The sequence below is a fragment of the Lentzea flava genome, from assembly GCF_014648475.1.
Lineage (GTDB): Bacteria > Actinomycetota > Actinomycetes > Mycobacteriales > Pseudonocardiaceae > Lentzea > Lentzea flava.
In genome coordinates, this window is the sequence record NZ_BMRE01000008.1 from 204,552 (window position 1) to 223,212 (window position 18,661).

At 69.7% G+C, this 18,661-nt stretch carries 18 protein-coding genes and 1 pseudogene; 13 read left to right on the top strand and 6 right to left on the bottom strand.

Annotation, left to right across the window (positions count from 1 at the left end):
* Positions 1–2 precede the first annotated feature (2 nt).
* Positions 3–599 carry a phosphoribosylanthranilate isomerase gene (locus tag IEZ09_RS13170; RefSeq protein ID WP_189253931.1) on the bottom strand — a complete coding sequence of 199 codons (597 nt, stop codon included), beginning with the start codon at positions 597–599 and terminating at the stop codon, positions 3–5.
* 112 nt (positions 600–711) lie between these two features.
* Between IEZ09_RS13170 and IEZ09_RS13175 the strand changes: the two genes are divergently transcribed.
* Both IEZ09_RS13175 and IEZ09_RS46390 read left to right on the top strand, forming a co-directional pair.
* A complete protein-coding gene (locus IEZ09_RS13175; protein ID WP_308202389.1) occupies positions 712–1,578 on the top strand; it encodes a hypothetical protein in 867 nt (288 codons plus the stop codon).
* A gap of 193 nt (positions 1,579–1,771) precedes the next feature.
* A pseudogene (locus tag IEZ09_RS46390) lies at positions 1,772–2,695 on the top strand (glycosyltransferase 87 family protein); the annotation flags it as partial.
* Positions 2,696–2,967: 272 nt separating this feature from the next.
* Here the strand turns inward: IEZ09_RS46390 and IEZ09_RS46395 are convergent.
* Complete coding sequence (locus IEZ09_RS46395; protein ID WP_229812513.1) at positions 2,968–3,558, bottom strand: DUF4360 domain-containing protein; 591 nt, start codon at positions 3,556–3,558, stop codon at positions 2,968–2,970.
* A 78-nt stretch (positions 3,559–3,636) separates the two neighbouring features.
* Entirely contained in the window at positions 3,637–4,461 is an 825-nt protein-coding gene (locus IEZ09_RS13185; RefSeq protein WP_189253933.1) for a class II glutamine amidotransferase, read from the bottom strand.
* Between the two features lie 98 nt (positions 4,462–4,559).
* Here IEZ09_RS13185 and IEZ09_RS13190 point away from each other — a divergent pair, with 98 nt between their 5' ends.
* The 3 genes from IEZ09_RS13190 to IEZ09_RS13200 all read left to right on the top strand — a co-directional run bounded on the left by IEZ09_RS13190 (position 4,560) and on the right by IEZ09_RS13200 (position 7,996).
* Positions 4,560–4,880, top strand: coding sequence for a hypothetical protein (locus IEZ09_RS13190; protein WP_189253934.1), 321 nt, complete (start codon positions 4,560–4,562; stop codon positions 4,878–4,880).
* A gap of 111 nt (positions 4,881–4,991) precedes the next feature.
* Positions 4,992–5,870: a class A beta-lactamase gene (gene bla, locus IEZ09_RS13195; protein WP_189253935.1), complete on the top strand. Its 879-nt coding sequence runs from the start codon at positions 4,992–4,994 to the stop codon at positions 5,868–5,870.
* An 80-nt stretch (positions 5,871–5,950) separates the two neighbouring features.
* On the top strand, positions 5,951–7,996 hold the full coding sequence (locus tag IEZ09_RS13200; RefSeq protein WP_189253936.1) for a fimbrial biogenesis chaperone: 2,046 nt from the start codon (positions 5,951–5,953) through the stop codon (positions 7,994–7,996).
* On the opposite strand, the gene IEZ09_RS13205 is transcribed toward IEZ09_RS13200, so the two are convergent.
* Complete coding sequence (locus IEZ09_RS13205) at positions 7,989–8,378, bottom strand: hypothetical protein (protein ID WP_189253937.1); 390 nt, start codon at positions 8,376–8,378, stop codon at positions 7,989–7,991. The genes IEZ09_RS13200 and IEZ09_RS13205 overlap by 8 nt on opposite strands.
* A gap of 125 nt (positions 8,379–8,503) precedes the next feature.
* On the opposite strand from IEZ09_RS13205, the gene IEZ09_RS13210 reads away from it, so the two are divergent.
* The 3 genes from IEZ09_RS13210 to IEZ09_RS13220 are packed head-to-tail and all read left to right on the top strand — an operon-like array spanning position 8,504 to position 12,462.
* Positions 8,504–10,201 carry a cellulase family glycosylhydrolase gene (locus IEZ09_RS13210; RefSeq protein WP_189253938.1) on the top strand — a complete coding sequence of 566 codons (1,698 nt, stop codon included), beginning with the start codon at positions 8,504–8,506 and terminating at the stop codon, positions 10,199–10,201.
* A gap of 1 nt (position 10,202) precedes the next feature.
* Entirely contained in the window at positions 10,203–11,099 is an 897-nt protein-coding gene (locus IEZ09_RS13215) for an NAD-dependent protein deacetylase (protein ID WP_189253939.1), read from the top strand.
* A complete protein-coding gene (locus IEZ09_RS13220) occupies positions 11,077–12,462 on the top strand; it encodes a DUF4419 domain-containing protein (protein WP_189253940.1) in 1,386 nt (461 codons plus the stop codon). Before IEZ09_RS13215 ends, IEZ09_RS13220 begins: the two co-directional genes overlap by 23 nt.
* 64 nt (positions 12,463–12,526) lie before the next feature.
* Here the strand turns inward: IEZ09_RS13220 and IEZ09_RS13225 are convergent, their stop codons facing one another.
* A complete protein-coding gene (locus IEZ09_RS13225; RefSeq protein WP_189253941.1) occupies positions 12,527–12,883 on the bottom strand; it encodes an RNA-binding S4 domain-containing protein in 357 nt (118 codons plus the stop codon).
* Between the two features lie 27 nt (positions 12,884–12,910).
* On the opposite strand from IEZ09_RS13225, the gene IEZ09_RS13230 reads away from it, so the two are divergent.
* On the top strand, positions 12,911–13,447 hold the full coding sequence (locus tag IEZ09_RS13230) for a chorismate mutase (protein ID WP_189253942.1): 537 nt from the start codon (positions 12,911–12,913) through the stop codon (positions 13,445–13,447).
* Position 13,448: 1 nt separating this feature from the next.
* On the opposite strand, the gene IEZ09_RS13235 is transcribed toward IEZ09_RS13230, so the two are convergent.
* Positions 13,449–13,883, bottom strand: a complete 435-nt coding sequence (locus IEZ09_RS13235; protein ID WP_189253943.1) for an STAS domain-containing protein — start codon at positions 13,881–13,883, stop codon at positions 13,449–13,451.
* Between the two features lie 57 nt (positions 13,884–13,940).
* Here IEZ09_RS13235 and IEZ09_RS13240 point away from each other — a divergent pair, with 57 nt between their 5' ends.
* The 4 genes from IEZ09_RS13240 to IEZ09_RS13255 all read left to right on the top strand — a co-directional run bounded on the left by IEZ09_RS13240 (position 13,941) and on the right by IEZ09_RS13255 (position 18,622).
* A complete protein-coding gene (locus IEZ09_RS13240; protein ID WP_189253944.1) occupies positions 13,941–14,993 on the top strand; it encodes a glycosyltransferase in 1,053 nt (350 codons plus the stop codon).
* A gap of 121 nt (positions 14,994–15,114) precedes the next feature.
* Complete coding sequence (locus IEZ09_RS13245) at positions 15,115–16,803, top strand: peroxidase family protein (RefSeq protein ID WP_189253945.1); 1,689 nt, start codon at positions 15,115–15,117, stop codon at positions 16,801–16,803.
* A gap of 58 nt (positions 16,804–16,861) precedes the next feature.
* On the top strand, positions 16,862–17,323 hold the full coding sequence (locus tag IEZ09_RS13250; RefSeq protein WP_189253946.1) for a DoxX family membrane protein: 462 nt from the start codon (positions 16,862–16,864) through the stop codon (positions 17,321–17,323).
* Between the two features lie 57 nt (positions 17,324–17,380).
* Entirely contained in the window at positions 17,381–18,622 is a 1,242-nt protein-coding gene (locus IEZ09_RS13255; RefSeq protein ID WP_189253947.1) for an MFS transporter, read from the top strand.
* Positions 18,623–18,661: the final 39 nt, after the last annotated feature.

Genomic DNA, 18,661 nt, shown 5'->3' on the forward strand with positions numbered 1-18,661 from the left:
CCTCAGCCGCGGGCAGCGGCCACGAACTCGCGCATCCGGCCGTGATCCTTGACGCCACGGCTCGACTCGATGCCGCTGGACACGTCGACGCCCCACGGCGCGGCGACGCTGATGGCCTCGGCGACGGTCTCCGGTGCCAGCCCGCCCGCCAGCACCCACTTGCCGCTGGGCCGGTTGTCCTCGAGCCTGGTGATGTCCCACTGCTCGCCCGACCCCGCGACGGGGGAGTCGATCAGCAGCAGCTCCTCGCCGAACGCGCCGGTGCGCACATCGGTCTCCGGCCCCAGTGCGGTGGCCCTGACCAGCTGGAACGGGTGGTGAGCCAGCTCGTCGAACGCGTCCTTCGAGTAGTCGCCGTGCAGCTGCAGCGCCGCGACGCCGGTCTTCAACGCCAGCTCGCCGGCCTCGGCGGCCGTGATGCCGCGCACGACGGCGACGGTGAGGACGTGCGGCGGAACCTCCGCGACGAGGCTGCGTGCCAGGCCGGCGTCGATCTGACGGGGGCTGGCGGTCAGCACGAAACCGACGGCGTCGGCGCCGGCCTCGACCGCCACGGCGACATCGGACTCGGTGCGCAGACCGCAGAGCTTCACGAACACCCTCGCATCCTATGTCGCGCAGCCAACAGTCACCTCCGGCGGCGCTGTCCGGTCCTACTGGTGGTGTTGATGGCCCGCAGGTGCTTGCGCGCTTCCAGCTCGTCGTGCCCCCGTGGGAACGATCTTCGCGCCGCCCGCGTCGAAGGTTTCCCCGTCGAGAGGAAAACCGTTGTTCGACGACCAGTGGCCAGCGTCGGTGGCAGGGTGGGAGCTCGCCCGCCACGGACACCACGAGAACTACCGCAAGCGCATGGCCAACGGCATCACCGTCTACGCGAGATGGGACGGTCGTGAGCGCTGCGGTGAGATCGAGGCCCGCGTCGATCCCACCGGCATCGGCCGCACGCTCACCAGCAGCCGCAAGGTGTTCCGCGACAAGGACGACTTCTGGACCGCCGCCCGTCTCGTCGTGGACATGGCCGCGAACCTGCCGTCGATGCGCATGGGCAACGAGAGCCCGGCGGACTCCGTGCTGTTCGGCGAGGTGGCCGGCACGGTGGAGGCGGTCCCCGGCTCCAACGGGGTCCCGGAGGCCGAGCTGACCTTCACGCTGACCGACGGCCGCTCGGTCACGCTCATCATGAGCGAGGAACAGGCGGACGCTCTCACGTCGAGCATCTACTCGCTCGAAAAGCACGTCTGGTCCGAGTACGAGGACGACGAGGACGACGACACGTACGACCCCGATGACGTCGAAATCGAGGAACAGGGCGTGCCCGACGTCAGCGAGGTCGACGCGGGCCCGGACACCGGCCACGAGCTGATCACCGTGCTGGAACAGCGGTTCGGCGTCACCGAGGACTACCTGATGGCGCACATCGACTGGTCGGCGGTGATCGTCGTCGGCGAGCCCGCGGTCAGCACGCTCCTCGACCGCGCGGACGAGCTGACCGAGGCCATCGCGCCGCGCTGGTATCCCGGCGCGGTGGAACGGCCGGGCGAGATCTGGGTCGTGCTGCACCGGGTGTTCACGAACTAGGCCCCAGAGCGGACACCCCCTTCGCCGCTGCCGCCTCGTCATGGGTCGTGCTCCCTCATGGTCGATGCGTCCAGGAGCGTTCCCATGAGGACGGTCACATTCCTGGTGCGGGAACACGAAAGCCAGCATCGGCCAAGAAGCACGTGTGAACGAGACAGTGTTGATCAGACAGCTCGTCGACGACGTTCCGCCGATGTCTCCGGAGGCGTTCGCGGCCGGACGGCGGCGAATCCTCGCGCTGCACCGGTGGGTGAAGGCGCGCAGGGCGACCCGCGTGCTGTGGTTCGTGGCGCTGGCCGCGCTGCCGGTCCTCCTCGCGGTGTCGGACGAGCACTTCATCGATCTGCAGGTGTACCGCACGGGCGGACTGGCCTGGCTGGAAGGGGTTCCGCTGTACGTGGACTTCCCCGGCACGCTGGACGGGCCGAGCCTGCCGTTCACCTACCCGCCGGTGGCGGCGGTCCTCTTCAGCGGCCTCGCGCTCCTGCCGGTGTGGGCGGCGAACCCGCTCGTGGTGATCGTCAGCTTCCTGTGCCTGTCCGCGGTCTGCTTCCTGGTCATCAGGCAGCTGACCCGGCGGGCGAACGTCGTCTGGACGGTCGCGGCGGTCGTCTCCGTCGCCGCCCTGGCACTGGAACCGGTGCAGTCGACGTTCCACTTCGGACAGATCAACCTGCTGCTGATGGCCCTCGTGGTCGTGGACTGCCTGGCCGTCACCGATCGGCGGTGGCGCGGGGTGCTGGTCGGCGTGGCCGCGTCGATCAAGCTGACCCCGTTGATCTTCGTGCTGTACTTCCTGCTCCGCAAGGATTGGCGGGCGGCGCTCACGACGGTCACGACCTTCGCGGGCCTCGCCGCTGCTGGGTTCGTGCTGGCCCCTGGGGATTCCACCGAGTACTGGTTCCACGCGTTGCTCGACCCGAGCCGCGTCGGTGGTCTCGCCTACATGACCAACCAGTCGTTGCGCGGTGTGCTGCACCGGATCAACCCGGGGCAGCCGGCCGAAACGCTGCTGTGGCTGTTGTTGTCGGCGGTCGTCGTGGTGCTCGCGGTCGTGGCCGCGCGGCGGGCGCGCAACGACGTCGTGGCGCTGACCGCGATCGGCACGGCGGGACTGCTCGTCTCACCGGTCTCGTGGTCGCACCACTGGGTGTGGTGCGTGCCGGCGTTCCTGGCGCTGGGGTTCGTGTGCAAGACCTGGGCTCGGGTGACGCTCGGGGCGGTGCTCGTGCCGTTCCTGCTCGGGCCGTTCAACTGGCTGCCCAGCACCGGCGACAAGGAGATGCTGTGGACCTGGTGGCAGCACGTCTACGGCGACATCTACACGTGGATCGCGATTGCCGCGCTCGTACTGCTGGCCGCCACCAGGCCCGGGGGAAAGGGTCGCGGTCAGCAGCGCCTGACCCGCACCAGGCCGCGGCTCGACTCCACGATCGCGAAGTTCAGCCGGTCGGGATTCGCCGACCCGAGCAGCACGCGGACCTCGGCGTTGATGTTGATGTTGCGCGGCGAACCGCACGGCGACCACTGGATCTCCGCCGCGCTCGGGCGGTAGGAGGTCTCCCAGTCGTCGCTGAACGGACCGGTGAACGGGTGGTTCACCACGGCGGTGGGCGAGGTGCCCTGCAGGTAGGTGCTGACGCGGTTGAGGGCGGTCGCGCCCTCCTGCAGGTGCGTGTAGCCCTCGTACGTGGTGCGCGCGAGGCCGTAGGTGTAGCCCTCCGGCACGGACACGCGGATGTTGATCTGGCAGTTCTTGCGCATGTCCGTCGGTGCCGAGCCGCCACCCGCCCGCGCCAGGAACGTGTGGTAGCCGATCGTGAAGGTTCTGTCGCTGGTCTGCACGTCGGCGTCACCGGCGGGGCAGCCGGATCCGTTGACGGTCACGACCTCGAGTGCGGCCGTGGGTTCTTCGTCCGCCGCGTCCGCGGGTGCGAGGGCGGACAGAGCTACGAGTGCTGCCGCTGCCGTGTTCAGCATGAGGAACCTCTCCAGGGTGTCCGTGGCGGCGGCGACCTTTGACGGTAGTCGCGATCCACCTGACGTTTCCCTGACGATTCACGGCTTGAACGGCACCAGCTCCTCCTCGACGCCGGGCCGCACGACGACGCACGTGGACTCCGGCACCTCCTGCCAGGCACCGACCAGGTCACCGAGCGGTTCGGACACGACGAGCCGCGAGTCGTCCGCCACGTTCTGCAGCGCGGGGTTGTCCGGGTACTGCCGCCGCAACGTCGACACGTCGGTGCTGTGGAACAGCGTCCGCGACCTACCCCGGCTCGAATAACGGAACGCCCAGGTCGTCGAGCCGTCGGTGGTCGCGACGGTCATCTGGACCGGGTACTCGACGCCCGCACGCCTGCCGACCTCCTCGACGAACTCGACCATGCGCGCCATGGCGGCGGGCGGGTCCTGCTCCAGCCCGAAGCTCACCGCGAGGTAGAACATGATCTCGGAGTCCGTCGAGCCCTCGATCAGCGGGAACAGCACGGGATCGATCGCCAGCGTCAGTTCGCGGCGCACCAGCGGGAACTTCGCGATCAGCCCGTTGTGCATCCACAACCAGTTCCGGTAGCGGAACGGGTGGCAGTTCGACCGCTGCACCGCGCCGCCGGTCGACGCCCGCACGTGCGCGAAGACCCGGTCGACGGTGATCTGCGCCGACAGCTCGCGGAGGTTGCGGTCGTTCCACGCGGGTTCGGTGCTCAGGAACAGGCCGGGCGTGCTCGTGCTGCCGTACCAGCCGATGCCGAACCCGTCCCCGTTCACCGCCGTGGCGCCCAGCCGGGCGTGCTTCGACTGCATGACCAGCGAGTTCTCCGGCGCGTAGAGCAGCTCCTCCAACAGCACCGGCGAACCGGAATACGCGAGCCACCGGCACATGACGAACCTCCCTTTGCCCAGCGGCTACATGGGAACACGGACCGGCCGCGAAATGCGACGTTTGCGGCGGCGCGCCCTCCTCGGGCAGCATGCTGGGCGTGACGGTTCCTCCCGGCGTGCGACCACCGGCCTACTCGCAGCACTTCGAGACGATCGAAACGCGCGTGCCGGCCGAGCGGATCGAGCCGGTCGAGCCTGCGAAGGAACGCCAGGACATCGCCGTGATCGGCCCGATCGCCGCGCTCGTGCTCGCACTGACGATCTCCACGCTGGTTCTGGACCACCCGGCCGCCCGAGCCGTGGCCGCCGGGCTCGCGACGCTCGGCCTGATCGTCGCGGTGGTCCTGATGCTGCTGGGCAAGCGGCCGGAGCCGGGCAGGCACGTGGCCCGGCACGCCACGGAGCGACGGCCGGGCTAGCGCTCCTGCTTCAGGGTCGCGAGGCCCGCTCGCGCGTACTTCGGTGACAACCAGTTGATCTCCCGCGCGTCCTGACAGGTGGAAAGGTTTCGCAAGAAGGGGGACAGGACGTTGGTTGTTGACCGTCGCTCGGTTCTGGCACTGGGCGCGGGTGCCGCGCTGGCCGTCGCCGTGCCCGCCCAGGCGCAGGCGTCGTCGATCAGCGGCAAGCTGCGTGACCTCGAACGGCAGCACAGCGCGCGTCTCGGCGTGTTCGCCACCGACACGGGCACCGGCCGCACGGTGCTGCACCGCGCGGACGAGCTGTTCCCGATGTGCTCGACCTTCAAGACCCTCGCGGCCGCGGCGATCCTGCGGCGCGACCACGACGGTTCGTTGCTGGGCAAGGTGATCCGCTACACGCAGGACGACGTCACCAAGTCCGGCTACGGCCCGATCACCGGCAAGCCCGAGAACCTCGCGAACGGCATGACCGTCTCGGCCCTGTGCGAGGCGACCATCACCTACAGCGACAACTGCGCCGCGAACCTGCTGTTGCAAGAGCTCGGCGGCCCCACGGCCATCAGCCGCTTCTGCCGCTCGATCGGCGACCCGGTGACGCGCCTCGACCGCTGGGAGCCGGAGCTGAACTCGGCGGAGCCGGGCCGCACGACCGACACGACGTCGCCGCGCGCCCTCGGCCAGAGCTATGCCCGTCTCACGCTGGGCCACGCTCTCAACCGCACCGACGCCGACCAGCTCACCCGCTGGCTGCTCGCCAACACGACGGGCGGCAACCGCCTTCGCGCCGGCCTGCCCACGGCCTGGCGCTGGGGCGACAAGACGGGCACCGGCAAGTACGGCACCACCAACGACGCCGGCATCGCCTTCCCGCCGGGCCGGGCGCCGATCGTGATCGCCGTGCTGTCCACGAAGACCGTCCAGGACGCGCCCGCCGACGAGCCGCTGCTGGCCAAGACCGCGGAACTGGTGGCCGGCGCGTTCAGCTGATCGGTCCGGGACTGCGTCCCGTACCGCCGGAAGCTCGGAAACCCCAGCGGGCAGGCCGCTCATCTGGTCAGATGGGCGGCATGAGCACCTGGGGGAGATCACTCGTGCTCGCGGTCGCGCTGCTCGCCACCCTCGTGGCCCCAGCGCACGCGAGCAACCGAATCAGCGTGTCGGCGTCGGAGGTCACGCTCGCACCCGGCCAGAACGCGGCCTCGGTCGGCGTCAGCTGGTCCACCGACGGCAACCAGGTCGTCCAGATCTGGATCCGCGAGACCGGCAAGGCCGCCAAGCTGTGGCGGCAGGAGGTCAACGGCAGCGCCACCTGGCCGTACCTCCGCCCCGACACCACGACGACGTTCGAGCTGCGCGGCGGGCCGAACTTCGCCACCGTGCTGGGCACCACGAGCAGCACGGGACGGCCGCCCGGCCGGTTGAGCGCCGATCGCACCCATCTCGCGCTCGCACCCGGCACGACCGGCACGATCGACCTGGCGTGGACCACGGCACTGAGCGACGCCCAGGTGTGGGTGTCGCACAACGGAAACCCGCAGAAGCTGTACGCGCAGGGGCCGTCCGGGAAGGGCCGGATCACCTGGATCAGCCGCGGCACCACCGTGTTCACGCTCTGGGCGGGCGTCAAACAGGAACACCTGCTCGACACCCTCGTCGTCACCGCCGACTCCGGCGCCACGGTCTCGTTCGACCGTCCCGTGGTCAGCCAGAACGAGACCGCCACGGTGCGGTGGACCGGCGGCGAGGCGCGGCTGGTCAACGACGACGGCACCGAGACCGTGCTGAGCGGCGGGTCGGCCGCGATCGGCACGAGCGGCGCGGACCGCAAGGTCGTGCGGGTCTACGAGGGCGGTCAGGTCGTCACGCACGCGAGCGTCACGATCCTGCGCGACGCACGCGGCTGGGCGGGCTTCAACTACCTGCCGGAGCACGAGAAGCGGTACCAGGAGTACCTCGACGACGCGGTGTGGCCGCAGGTGCGCGATCAGGTCGCGCGTGACTTCGACGTGATCGCCTCCACCGGCGGCACCGTCGCGAGGATCGTGCTGTGGCCGGAGAAGAGCACCGACGCGGCGGCGCAGGCCCGCAACCTCGCCGACCTCGCGGGCATCGCGAAGCAACGCGGCGTCCGGCTCGTCGTCGCGTTCGCCAACAGCTGGCTCACGAACCCGAACTGGGACGACAACGGCCTCACGAAGTGGGCCGAGTTCGCCGTCTCCGCTGCGACCTGGATGAACACCTACATCAACGCCCTGGAACCGACTGACGCGGTCCTGTACTACGACCTGCAGAACGAGACGTCCGGTGTGCGCGGCAGCCAGCCGAACCTCCAGAGCGCTTATGTGGCAATGGTGTACGACCGCACGGCAGCGCCGAGGGGCAAGCGCGGCGTGTCCGTGATGCACGCGGCGGTCGACGGTCCTGATCTCGCCGCCGCGCTCGTGGGCAAGCCGATGGACTTCGTCGACGTCCACGCCTACGCCACTCTTGACCTGCTCGACGGGGCCGTGCGCGGCCTGCGCGAGAAGTTCCCGGCCAGCACGGTGATCGTCGGCGAGATCGGGCAGAGCGCGCCGGACGCGCAGGCGGAGCGCGACCAGGCCGACTACACCAGGAAGACGCTGGACAGCGTGCAGGTGCCGCTCACGATGGCCTGGGAGCTCTACGACGACCCGCGCACGCCACCGCACCCGAACAGCATCGCGTTCGGTTACCTCACGAAGAACCGCGCGAAGCCGGGTTACGGCGTGCTGTGCTCGCGCTGGAGTCTCGTGTCCGACTGCGGCACCCTCCGCGAGGCCACGTCGGCGCAGCCGACGACCCTGGAGGTGAGCGCGAACGTCCAGGCACGGCCCGGAATCCTCACGTCCAACGCGATCCTGCGCGGCAACGGCACGGCACGGCTCGTGATCACCGAGCTGAGCGAGGCAGGAGCAGAGGTGGCCACCACGCTGACCGAACCGGTCGCCGTCGGCAGCGAGGGCCTGAACTACCTGCGGTACAAGCAATCCGACGTGCGGCTGCGCAGCGAGACCAAGAGGGTGCGCATCACCGTGCGCGCGGAGGCGTCGACGCGTCTGCAGGTGGACGCGCTGACCGCGAGCATCAGGTGACCGGCACCCACAGCTCGATCGCGGTGTGCCGGCGGTAGAACTCGACGAGCGGCCTGGAGGAGTCCCAGGGCCCGGCGGCCTTGAGCTCCTCCATGGCCGGTCCGATCCGCCCGTACAACGCGGGCGGCTCGCCTTCCAGGACCGTGCGCCGGTACCGCCCACCGCGCAGCACCCCGACCGCGAGGTCGAACGAGTCGCCGGGCAAGCGCGGCGTGCAGACGGTGTAGGTGCCCGCCGTCTCGTCGATGCGCGCGAACATCTTGCGGCCCTTGAGCCCGACGAGGTTCTCGAACCAGTCCCACGCCTCGCTCATCGCGGTGAGCTCGTCGGCGACGGTGTGCTCGAGCACCTCGACGTCGTCACGGGTGATGAGAGCGACCACGGTAAGCGCCTTCCCGAATTGGTGCGTCGAATATGTCGAACGCGCTCCGCCGACCCTAGTCCGGCGCGAATTCACCGGCTACCGTGCAACGCGAATCCCGTTCATGTTCGGCGAAGGCGGCGGCGATGCGGCGAGCGGTGCTCCTGACGGTCTTGTTCCTGCTCTCGTTCGTGATCACTCCGGTGCGGGCGGAGTCGTTCGACGGCTCCGAGCTCCGGGTGTCCGGCGGGGTGTTCCGCGACGAGCACGGCCGCGAGGTGGTGTTGCGCGGCTTCAACGTCTCGGGCACGGCGAAGCTCGCGGAATACCGCGGCCTGCCGTTCGCGAACGTCGCCGACGCGCGCAAGTCGGCCGTCGCGATGAAGCAGCTGACGGGTGCCAACGCGGTGCGGTTCCTGCTGACGTGGGCGTGGATCGAACCGCAGCGCGGCCAGATCGACGACGCCTACCTCGACGGGGTCACAGCGCAGTTGCGGGCGTTCACCGATCAGGGGATCCGCGTCTACCTCGACTTCCACCAGGACCTGTACTCGCGCTATCTGTTCAACTCCGGCAGCTGGTACACCGGCGACGGCGCGCCGGCGTGGGCGGCGAGCGGGTACCCCAAGGAGTCGTGCGGCCTCTGCTTCCACTGGGGCCAGAACATGAAGAACAACAACGCCGTCACCGCGGCCACCTACGACTTCTGGCACAACCGCAACGGCGTGCAGGACTCGTTCCTCAACGCGGCCGCGGAGGCGCTCAAGCACGTCAAGAACGCCTTGCCCGCCAACGAGTTCAAGCTCGTCGTCGGCGTCGACCCGCTCAACGAGCCCTACGCGGGCAAGTACGACAGCGGCCAGACCTCGCAGCAGTGGGAGCGCGATCTCCTGATGCCGTTCTACCAGCGCTTCCGGACCAAGATGGACGATGCGGGCTGGGCGTCGAAGCCCGCGTTCGTCGAGCCGCTGGTGTTCTGGAACCAGAACGTGGACTTCTTCGCCGAACCCGGCGGTCTCGCGCTGGTGCAGGCGCTGGGCGAGCGGTTCGTGTTCAACGCGCACTTCTACGACGGCAAGGCGCAGTCCGGGCTTCTGATGCCGGGCAAGGCGGCCGACGGCCAGTACACCCAGGCGTTCCGCACGATCCGCGATCGCGCCACCGCGCTCGGCACCACGTCGATCGTCTCGGAGTTCGGCCACCCGGTCGCCGGCAACACCTCGGACAAGCTCTCCTCGGTGCTCAAGGGGATCTACCAGGGCCTCGACTCGACCTCGCAGGGCTCCCGCTGGTGGTCGGCGCCGCGCGGCAGCGCGATCTCGGGCAGCCAGTGGCACTGGGACATCAACTACGGCCGCCACCACGAGCTGATGAACGACAACCCGAACAAGGTCATGACCGACGGCGACGCGATGAACGAGGAGCACTTCTCGGCGGTCAAGCTCGACGCGTCCGGCACCCCGGTGCTCACCGTCGACCGCGCTCTGGTCGACCGCGTCTACCCGCAGGCCGTCGCGGGCACCACGCTCGCCTTCGCCTACGAGGACCGCGCCTACCAGACCTGGCAGCAGATCCCGCTGGCAGCCGTCCGCACCCTCGTCGGCAACGCGCCGTTCGCGGTCATCGTCTGGGACGCCGACGGCGGCACCGCGCCGACCGAGCTGCACCTGCCCGAGTCGCTGCGCTCACCGCTGGTCGTGAGCTCGGCGTCGGCCACGGTCAACGGCGACAGGCTGCTGCTCCGCAGTGGGGCGGGACGGCAGTTCGCGCTGGTCACGGCCGCGTCGGGCGGGAACGTCGCTGCGGCTGAGGCCGAACTGCGCAACTGGTACGTAAGCTGGTGAAGTGCGAACCAGGCCGACCCTGACGTGGTCTCCTTCAGGCCCGTCGCTGCCGCGCACCACCACCCTCACCGACGTGATCCCGATCGTCGACGAGGGCGGCGTGCTGGTGCTCAGCGGCGCGGGCCTGTCCACGGAGTCCGGGATCCCGGACTACCGCGGTGAGGGCGGGTCGCTGCGCAAGCACACCCCGATGACCTACGAGGAGTTCACGACGAGTCCCGCCGGCCGGCAGCGCTACTGGGCCCGCAGCCACGTCGGCTGGCGCACCATCGCCCGCGCGCACCCCAACGCGGGCCACCACGCCGTCACCCGGCTCGGCCAGAAGCTGTCCGGCGTGATCACCCAGAACGTCGACGGCCTGCACCAGGCCGCTGGCAGCAGGGACGTCGTGGAACTGCACGGCGGCCTGGACCGCGTGATCTGCCTGGACTGCGGGATGCTCTCGCCGCGCGTCGAGCTGGACCGCCGCCTGCGCGAGGCCAACCCGGACTTCGCCGCCACCACCGACGAGATCAACCCGGACGGCGACGTCTTCCTGCCGGAGGACCAGGTCCGCGGCTTCGAGGTGGTGGGCTGCGAGGAGTGCGGCGGTGTTCTCAAGCCGGACGTCGTGTTCTTCGGCGAGAACGTCCCGCGCCCGCGCGTGGAGCAGTGCTACTCGCTCGTCGACAACGCGCGTTCGCTGCTCGTCCTCGGCTCGTCCCTGACGGTCATGTCCGGCCTCAGGTTCGTCCGCCGTGCCGCGGAGTCCGGCATCCCGGTCGTGATCATCAACCGCGGTGAGACGCGTGGCGACCCGTACGCGTCCATCAGGGTCGACCTGCCGTTGGGCAAATCGCTCACCGAGCTGGCGGATGTCGTTCTACAGTCCGGGAATGGTGACCTTCCCGGTCGATGACGTCACGCCCGTCACCGATGCCCTGCCGACGAGCCCGTTCGCTCTGCGGTTCCCGGACGCGCTCGTGGTCGGTGGTGACACCGAGGTCCTGGCTCCCGACGGTGTCCACCCGCTGCTGAGCGCCGTCGCGAAGGCGTTCGCCGAACACCGTCCGCTCGTGCTGACCCCGGACGCGGTCTGGCTGACCATCGCCCGCGGCGTCGCACAGCACGTGAAGCTGCACGCCGAGGAACTGCGCCAGCTGCTCGTGAGCCACAGCGGCAAGAAGCGCCTGGAAATCGTGCTCGACGGCCCGATGCCCACCGACGCACGCTCGTGGGCGCACGTCGTGGAACTGTTCGCGAAGCAGATCGGCGACACGACGTTCGAATGCGACTTCAGCACCAGCACGGACGTCGAACGCGTGGCGGGCCGCGTGGCGCTGATGGACGCCTACTCGCCGTACTACGCCTACTGGATGACGTGCGTCTGCGGCATCCCGTCGATTACGCTCACCGGAACCGCGGACGACTGGCGCAAGATCCGCGCCCGCGTCGACGACCTGAGCGTTCTCGGCCTGGGCAAGTGGGTGCGGTCACTCGCGCCGATCATGGACCAGTTCGTGAGCGCCGCTTCGGGCACCGTGCGCCGGGAGTTCTGGCAGCGCATCTACAACCCGGCCGACGCGTACGGCGGCGAGATCGTCACGGGCTGGATCACCCGGTTCTACCCGTACCTCGCGATCAGCGGCACCAACGGCCACCCCAACCCCATGCTCGACCTGCGCCTCAGCGAACCCCGCGACCGGACCGACGCCGGCATCAGGACGGAGACGGTGCCCGCCACCCTGTGCCGCGCCACGATCAACGTCAACGACCTCGGCACACTCCGCGTGGTGGCTTTGGACGCGGGCCTGGTCGGCGTGGCCCAGGACGAGGACGGCGCGCTCCGCCCAGTGGCGGGGTGGGTGCTCGTCGACGCGCCGCCGGCCATCGACGAGGTGCTCGACCGGCTCGTCGCGGAGCACGAGACGACCCCGCCGGTGGAAGGCGACGTGTTCGGACCGTCCGGCGGCGGCGAGGCGATCGCCCTGTACCACCGGATCGGCTCGGCCTCGTTGTTCGACGGGGCGTGGCGACTGCGCCCGCACACCGAGAGGGCCCACCTGCAGTCGGGTCGGCACTACGCCCAGGCGCTGATCGATCTCGCGGACGGCAGGCGGATCGCCGAGACCGAGGACTCGCACTGGATCGTGCTGCGCGACGGCGACGATCCCGCGACCGTGCCGGTGCTCGGCACGTCGCTGGCGCACCTGCTGGACGCGGCGATGGACTCGGGCGGCGACATCGCTCACCTCGAGGTGGGCAAGCTCGCCGACCTCTGAGGGCGTGCCGGGTGGTGGATGAAGGGACCCTTCATCGACGGCGAGCTACCTGTGGGTGCGCGCACTAGCCCTGCGACCGGAAGCGGTCCAGCACGCGCCGCTCGCGCTTGGTGGGCCGCCCCGCACCACGATCGCGCCGCGCGACGGGGATGTCCGGCGGTGGCGGGGGAGTGCGGTCGATGAAGCACGTGGCGGCGTCCGCCGCGCCCACCCGCTTCTGGATCACCCGGACGACCTCGACGATCCGGGTTCGGTCGCCGACCCGTGCCCGGACGTGATCGCCGGGCACCACGATCGTCGACGGCTTCGCGGGCTTGTCGTTGATGCGCACGTGCCCGCCACGGCACGCCGCTGCGGCGTCCGGGCGGGTCTTCGTCAGCCGGACGGCCCACAGCCAGCGGTCGATGCGCGTGGACTCCACCCCGCCATCATGGCACCCTCGGAGATCATGAAGATCCTGGCGGTCACTCTCGCCCTCGCCGCGTCGCTCACCCCCGTCGGCCCGCTCGGTGAGCTCACCGGCCTCGCGGTGCAGCGCGTCCAGGTCGCGGACCTGGTGGCAGCGGCCAAGTTCGGCACCCCGCAGCCCATCGACGACCCGGCGCGCGAACAGCAGGTGCTCGACACCGTGCGCACCAAGGCCGTCCAGCTGAACCTCGACCCGGAGAACGCCGCGAGGTTCTTCCGCGCCCAGATCGAGGCGAACAAGCTGGTGCAGCGCGGCCTCTACGCGCGCTGGACCGAGCACCCCGAGGAGGTGCCGGCGAAGCGCCCCGACCTCGGCACCGAGGTGCGGCCGATCCTCGACCGCCTCACCACGGACATCCTCACCGAGCTCAAGGACACCGAGCAGCTCCGCAAGCCCACGCTGCGGTGCGAGATCCACGCGACGATCGCGGAACGGTCGGCGGTCGTGCTGCACCGCCTCGACCGGTTGCACGAGGACGCGCTGGCCGAGGCGATGAGCACGGTCTGTTCGGAGTAGATCAACCTGATGTGACGGTGCCTGATGTGACGGAGTCCGCCACGCCCGCCGCGTTCCCGGCGTCCACAGTGGACTTCAGCCCGAGCATCCTGGCGAGGCCCGACAGTTCGAGCACGCGTGTCACCTGTGCGGACGCGGCGGACAGGCGCAGCCCTCCCGCGGCGGCCGAGGCGCGGGCGTGTCCGCGGACGAGCGCGGACACGCCGCTGGAGTCGCAGAAGGGAACGGCGGAGAGGTCCAGGACGACGTAGCGGTGGCCCTGGTCGAGGAGGCGGTCCAGCCGGGCGAGCAGTCGTTCCGCGCCGGAGGTGTCGAGTTCCCCCGAAACCACGAGGGTGGTGGAGGCAGGCGTCGACTCGGTGACCGTGACAACGAGCATCCCGCACAGGTACCCGCGCAGCACGAGGTGAAACGCGGTCCGCTCACCGGTTTTCAAGTTGTCCAGTCAAGCACAGCAGGAGTTCTCTCGCAGAAGACGCGAAAGGGGACCCACGTGCGCGTGCTGCTGACCTCGTTGCCCATCCGCTCCCACCTGATGCCGGCCGTCGTGCCTCTCGCCGCGGCGCTGCGCGAACGGGGCCACGAGGCCGTGATCGCCACCGGACCGGCCATGGCGCACCTCGACCACGTGGCCGTCATGCCGGACATCCCGGCACCGCAGGACTTCGGCCCGCCACCGCCGTGGGCGCCGGAGCGCGACGGCGTGCTGGACGTGCCGCTGTGGGCGGAGGAACTGGTGATCAGGGCCGTCGCCAACATCCTCGACTTCGCCCGCCGCTGGCGCCCCGACGTGATCCTGCGCGAGACCAACGAGTACGGCGGCCAGATCGCGGCCGAGGTGCTCGGCATCCCGCACGCCGTGCTCGACATAGCGCCGTTCGCGCCGCTGGAGATCGACCGGCTCGACGAACGCAAGGACGCGGTGCGCGCCAGGTTCAGGGCCGTCGCCACCGCACCGTCGTTCACCGCGGGCCTCGCACCGCCGTACTGGCATCCGGCGCAGCACCACTACCGCGTGCCGACCGACCGGACCACGATTCCGGACGCTCCGGAGATCATCGCCACGTTCGGTACCAACGCCGGGCTGCTGCTGAGGGGATCGACCCTCCTCCACGTCGTCGCGGAGGCACTGGGCCAGGTCCCGGCGCGGTCGATCCTCGCGATCGGTGAGGGCGAGTGGACGGGCCCGCGGCCGCACAACGTCGAGCTGCGACCGGAAGTCCCGCAACAACGGCTGCTCAACACCGCGAAGGTGTTCGTGACGCACGCGGGCTACAGCAGCGTGCGCGAGGCGTTGACCGCCGCGGTGCCGATGGTCGCGGTGCCGTTGTTCGCCGACCAACCGCGCAACGCGGCCAAAGTCGAAGATCTGAAAGCGGGCCTGAGCGTCGGCGTGAAAGGTCTGAACGCGGACGCGCTGGCCGAAAAGATCACAGTGGTTCTCGGCACGAAGGCGTACCACGACACGGCTGAGACATTGGCCGCCGAGATGGCGGAACTGCCGGTGTTCACGAATGTTGCGGACCATCTCGTATCCGCTGTGTGACGACGTTTTGGTTGTGGCCAAAACCTTCGACGGTAATTTCGTCCGTCTGGAGACTTGGCGGTGGGGCAGGTGCTTGTTGGGGAGAACAGGTCGCCTGGAAGAGGGGATACAGGGGGATTATATGAAGAGGCACGTGCGCGACAGTTTCTTCGTCGTGGGCGAAGGTGTGCTGGAAATCGACGACAGAGGTGAGGCCACCACGCGACAGCCCTCCACGGCGGAGGAGTTGCGCAGGTTCCGGTTCTCGCGACTGGGGCCGAAGGGCCCGCGAACGGACGAGGAGACGCGGGTCGCCCTCGCGACCGCGATCACCGCGAACGTCCCGCAGCCCGACTCGGCGGATCCCGCCGTCCCGGCCGGGTTCACCTACCTCGGTCAGTTCGTCGACCACGACCTCACGATGGACCGGACCGAGTCGCAGCTCGGCCAGGACGTCAACCTCGACGAACTCATGCAGGGCCGGTCGCCCGCGCTGGACCTCGACTCGGTCTACGGCCGCGGTCCGCGCGACAAGGACGACCAGGTCTTCTACGCCGAGGACGGCGTGAAGCTCAAGGTCGGCACCACCACGCCGGTGCCGTTCCCGGACGAGGGCACCAACGTGCCGTTCGAGGGCTTCGACCTGCCGCGCCGCGGCGGGACGGCCGGCACGGCGGCGGATCGGCGGCTTCCGCTGATCCCGGACTCCCGCAACGACGAGAACCTCGTGGTGGCGCAGACGCACCTCGCGTTCATCCGCTTCCACAACCGCGTGGTCGACGAGCTCGCGCTCACCGGCCTCACGGGTGAGCGGCTCTTCCGCGCCGCCAAGGAGCTCGTCGTGCGGCACTACCAGTGGATGCTCAAGACCGACCACCTGCCGCGGATCATCGACCCGGCGATCGTGGACGACGTCTTCACCAACGGCCGCAGGTTCTTCGAGGTGCCCGGCAAGCACTACGGCCGGGACAACACGCCGACGATGCCGATCGAGTTCTCGGTCGCGTCGTACCGCTTCGGCCACAGCCAGGTCCGCGGCGCGTACCAGTGGAACCGCGTGTTCAACTCGACCGGCCCCGGCGGGATCGCGACGTTGTTCCAGCTGTTCACGTTCACCGGCGTGAGCGGCAACTTCGACCCGAGCTCCGGGACGCCCGCCGACCTCGACGACGTCAACCGGGGCCCGCTGTTCACGTTGCCCAGCAACTGGATCGCGGACTTCCGGCGGCTGTACGACTTCACCGAGGCGGAGCGCGACGACCTGGTGCCGCCCGCCGAGTTCGGTGGTGGCAACCTCACCAAGCGGATCGACACGCTGCTGGTCGACCCGCTGACGCAGCTGCCGGCGGGCACGTTCGGCGGCCGCGGCACGGTGTTCACCGAGATCGAGCGCAACCTCGCGTTCCGGAACCTGACCAGGGCCTCGATGATGGAGCTCGCCTCCGGGCAGCAGATCGCCGAGCTGTTCGGCGTCGAGCCGCTCACGGCCGAGCAGATCCTCGTCGGCAACGGCGGCGCCGTCGTCGACGGGCTGTCCGAGGAGCAGAAGGCCAGGCTGGTCGAGGCGACCCCGTTGTGGTTCTACATCCTGCGCGAGGCGGAGATCGGCAACGGACGCATGGGCCCGGTCGGCGGGCGGATCACCGCGGAGGTCTTCCACCGCGCGATGGAGGGCAGCCGGATCTCGATCGTGCGCTCGCCGTACTGGCGGCCCACGCTCGGCCCGGACTCCAGCACGTTCCGCATGGTCGACCTGCTGCTGTTCGCCTTCGAGGGCAAGGCCGACCTGCTGAACCCGCTCGGGGACCCGCAGCCGGCGCCCGGCAACTGATCTCTCTCGCCCCTCCTGTCTGGCTGGGTGGTGGCAGTCAGACAGGAGAGGGAGATCGATGTTGCGTCCAGAAACCACACGCCGCGAAAGCACGGAAGAACGCATCACCCGTTTCGCACGGGACGCGGGAATTCCGCTGCTCCGCATCGGACTGGGGGTCGTGTACCTCTGGTTCGGCGTGCTGAAGCTCTTTCCCGGTGGCAGCCCTGCCCAGGATCTCGTCGAACGCACGGTGTCCGCGCTCACGTTCGGGATCATCCACGGGGATTTGGCGAGACTGAGTGCCGCGATCACCGAAATCGGGATCGCACTGGTTCTGCTGAGCTTCCGCGCACCGCGATTGTGCGCGGTCCTGCTGATCGGTCACGTCGTGCTGGTGTCGACACCGCTGGTGTTGTTCCCCGGCGAGATGTGGGCCGGTCCGCTGCAGGCGTCCTTCGAAGCGCAGTACATCCTGAAGAACCTGGTGACCGTCGCCGCCGCGGTGGTCATCGCCTCATCGCACTCGAAAGTGCGATAGCGCGGGAGCCGCTCGACCCCCAGGCCGGGCGGCTCCCGTTGCTGTACGTTGCGGTCCATGGGGGATTCTTTTGCGCCATTGGCGCATCCAGCTTTTCGTTGGCTGCTCACGGCCCGTGTGACGAACACGGCCGGCAGCTCGATGGCGCAGATCGCGCTGGTGTTCGCCGTGCGGGACGTGACCGAGTCCGTCACGACACTCGGTCTCGTCGTGGCGGCGCGCTCCATCGCGAACCTGGTGTTCCTGCTGTGGGGCGGCGTCGTCGCGGACCGTCTGCCCCGGCAGTTCGTGCTCGTCGGGTCCTGCACGGTGTCCATGGCCAGCCAGGGCCTGCTCGCCGTGCTGGTGCTCACCGGGACCGTGTCCGTGCCGATGTTCGTGGCGCTGGCGGCCGTCAACGGCATGTCGAGCGCCTTCTCGTTCCCCGCCTCCGCGGCGCTGGCCCCGCAGACGGTGCCCGCCGAGCTGCGGCAACGGGCCAACGCCCTGCAGCGCCTCGGCCAGAACTCCTCGATGATCGCCGGCGCGTCGCTCGGCGGCCTGCTGATCGCGTTCGCCGGACCGGGATGGGGCCTGGTCGTGGACGCGGTGTCGTTCGGCCTGGCCGGTCTCGCGTTCTCGTTCGTGCGCGTGCCGGCCGCTCGCGTCGCCGCCGACCACAAGCCGGGCGTGCTGAGCGAGCTGCGGCTCGGCTGGACGGAGTTCGTGTCGCGCACCTGGGTCTGGGTCGTCGTCCTGGCCTTCTTCTTCGTCAACGCGGCGTACGCGGGCGGCACGATGGTCCTCGGCCCGGTCATCGCGGACACCGTGATCGGCCGCGAGACGTGGGGCCTCGTCCTCGCCGCGCAGACCGCGGGCATGGTCGTCGGCGCCTTCGTCGCGATGCGCATCCGCGTGCGGCGCCTGCTGCTGCTCGGCGTGGTGTGCATCGCGGCGTTCGCGGGCCTGCCGCTGGCGCTCGCCCTGCACCCGGCGCCGTGGCTGCTCATGATCGCCTCGTTCGTCTGCGGTGTCTGCATGGAACAGTTCGGAGTGGCCTGGGAAACCTCGCTGCAGCACCACGTGCCGGCCGAGCGGCTCGCGCGGGTCTACTCCTACGACATGCTGGGGTCGATGGCCGCGGTGCCGCTGGCCCAGCTCGTGGTCGGGCCGGTGTCCGGTGCCGCCGGAGTCACGGCCGCCCTGGTCGGCTGCGCGGTGATCCAGCTGGTCGCGACGGCCGCGATGGCCGCCTCGCCGTCCGTGCGGTCGGTCGAGAACACCCCTGCGGCCTCACGGGGGAAAGCGCTTGCTGGTTAGGATGCGGATCTTCGCAGCAGGGGTTGCGGAGACGTTGTG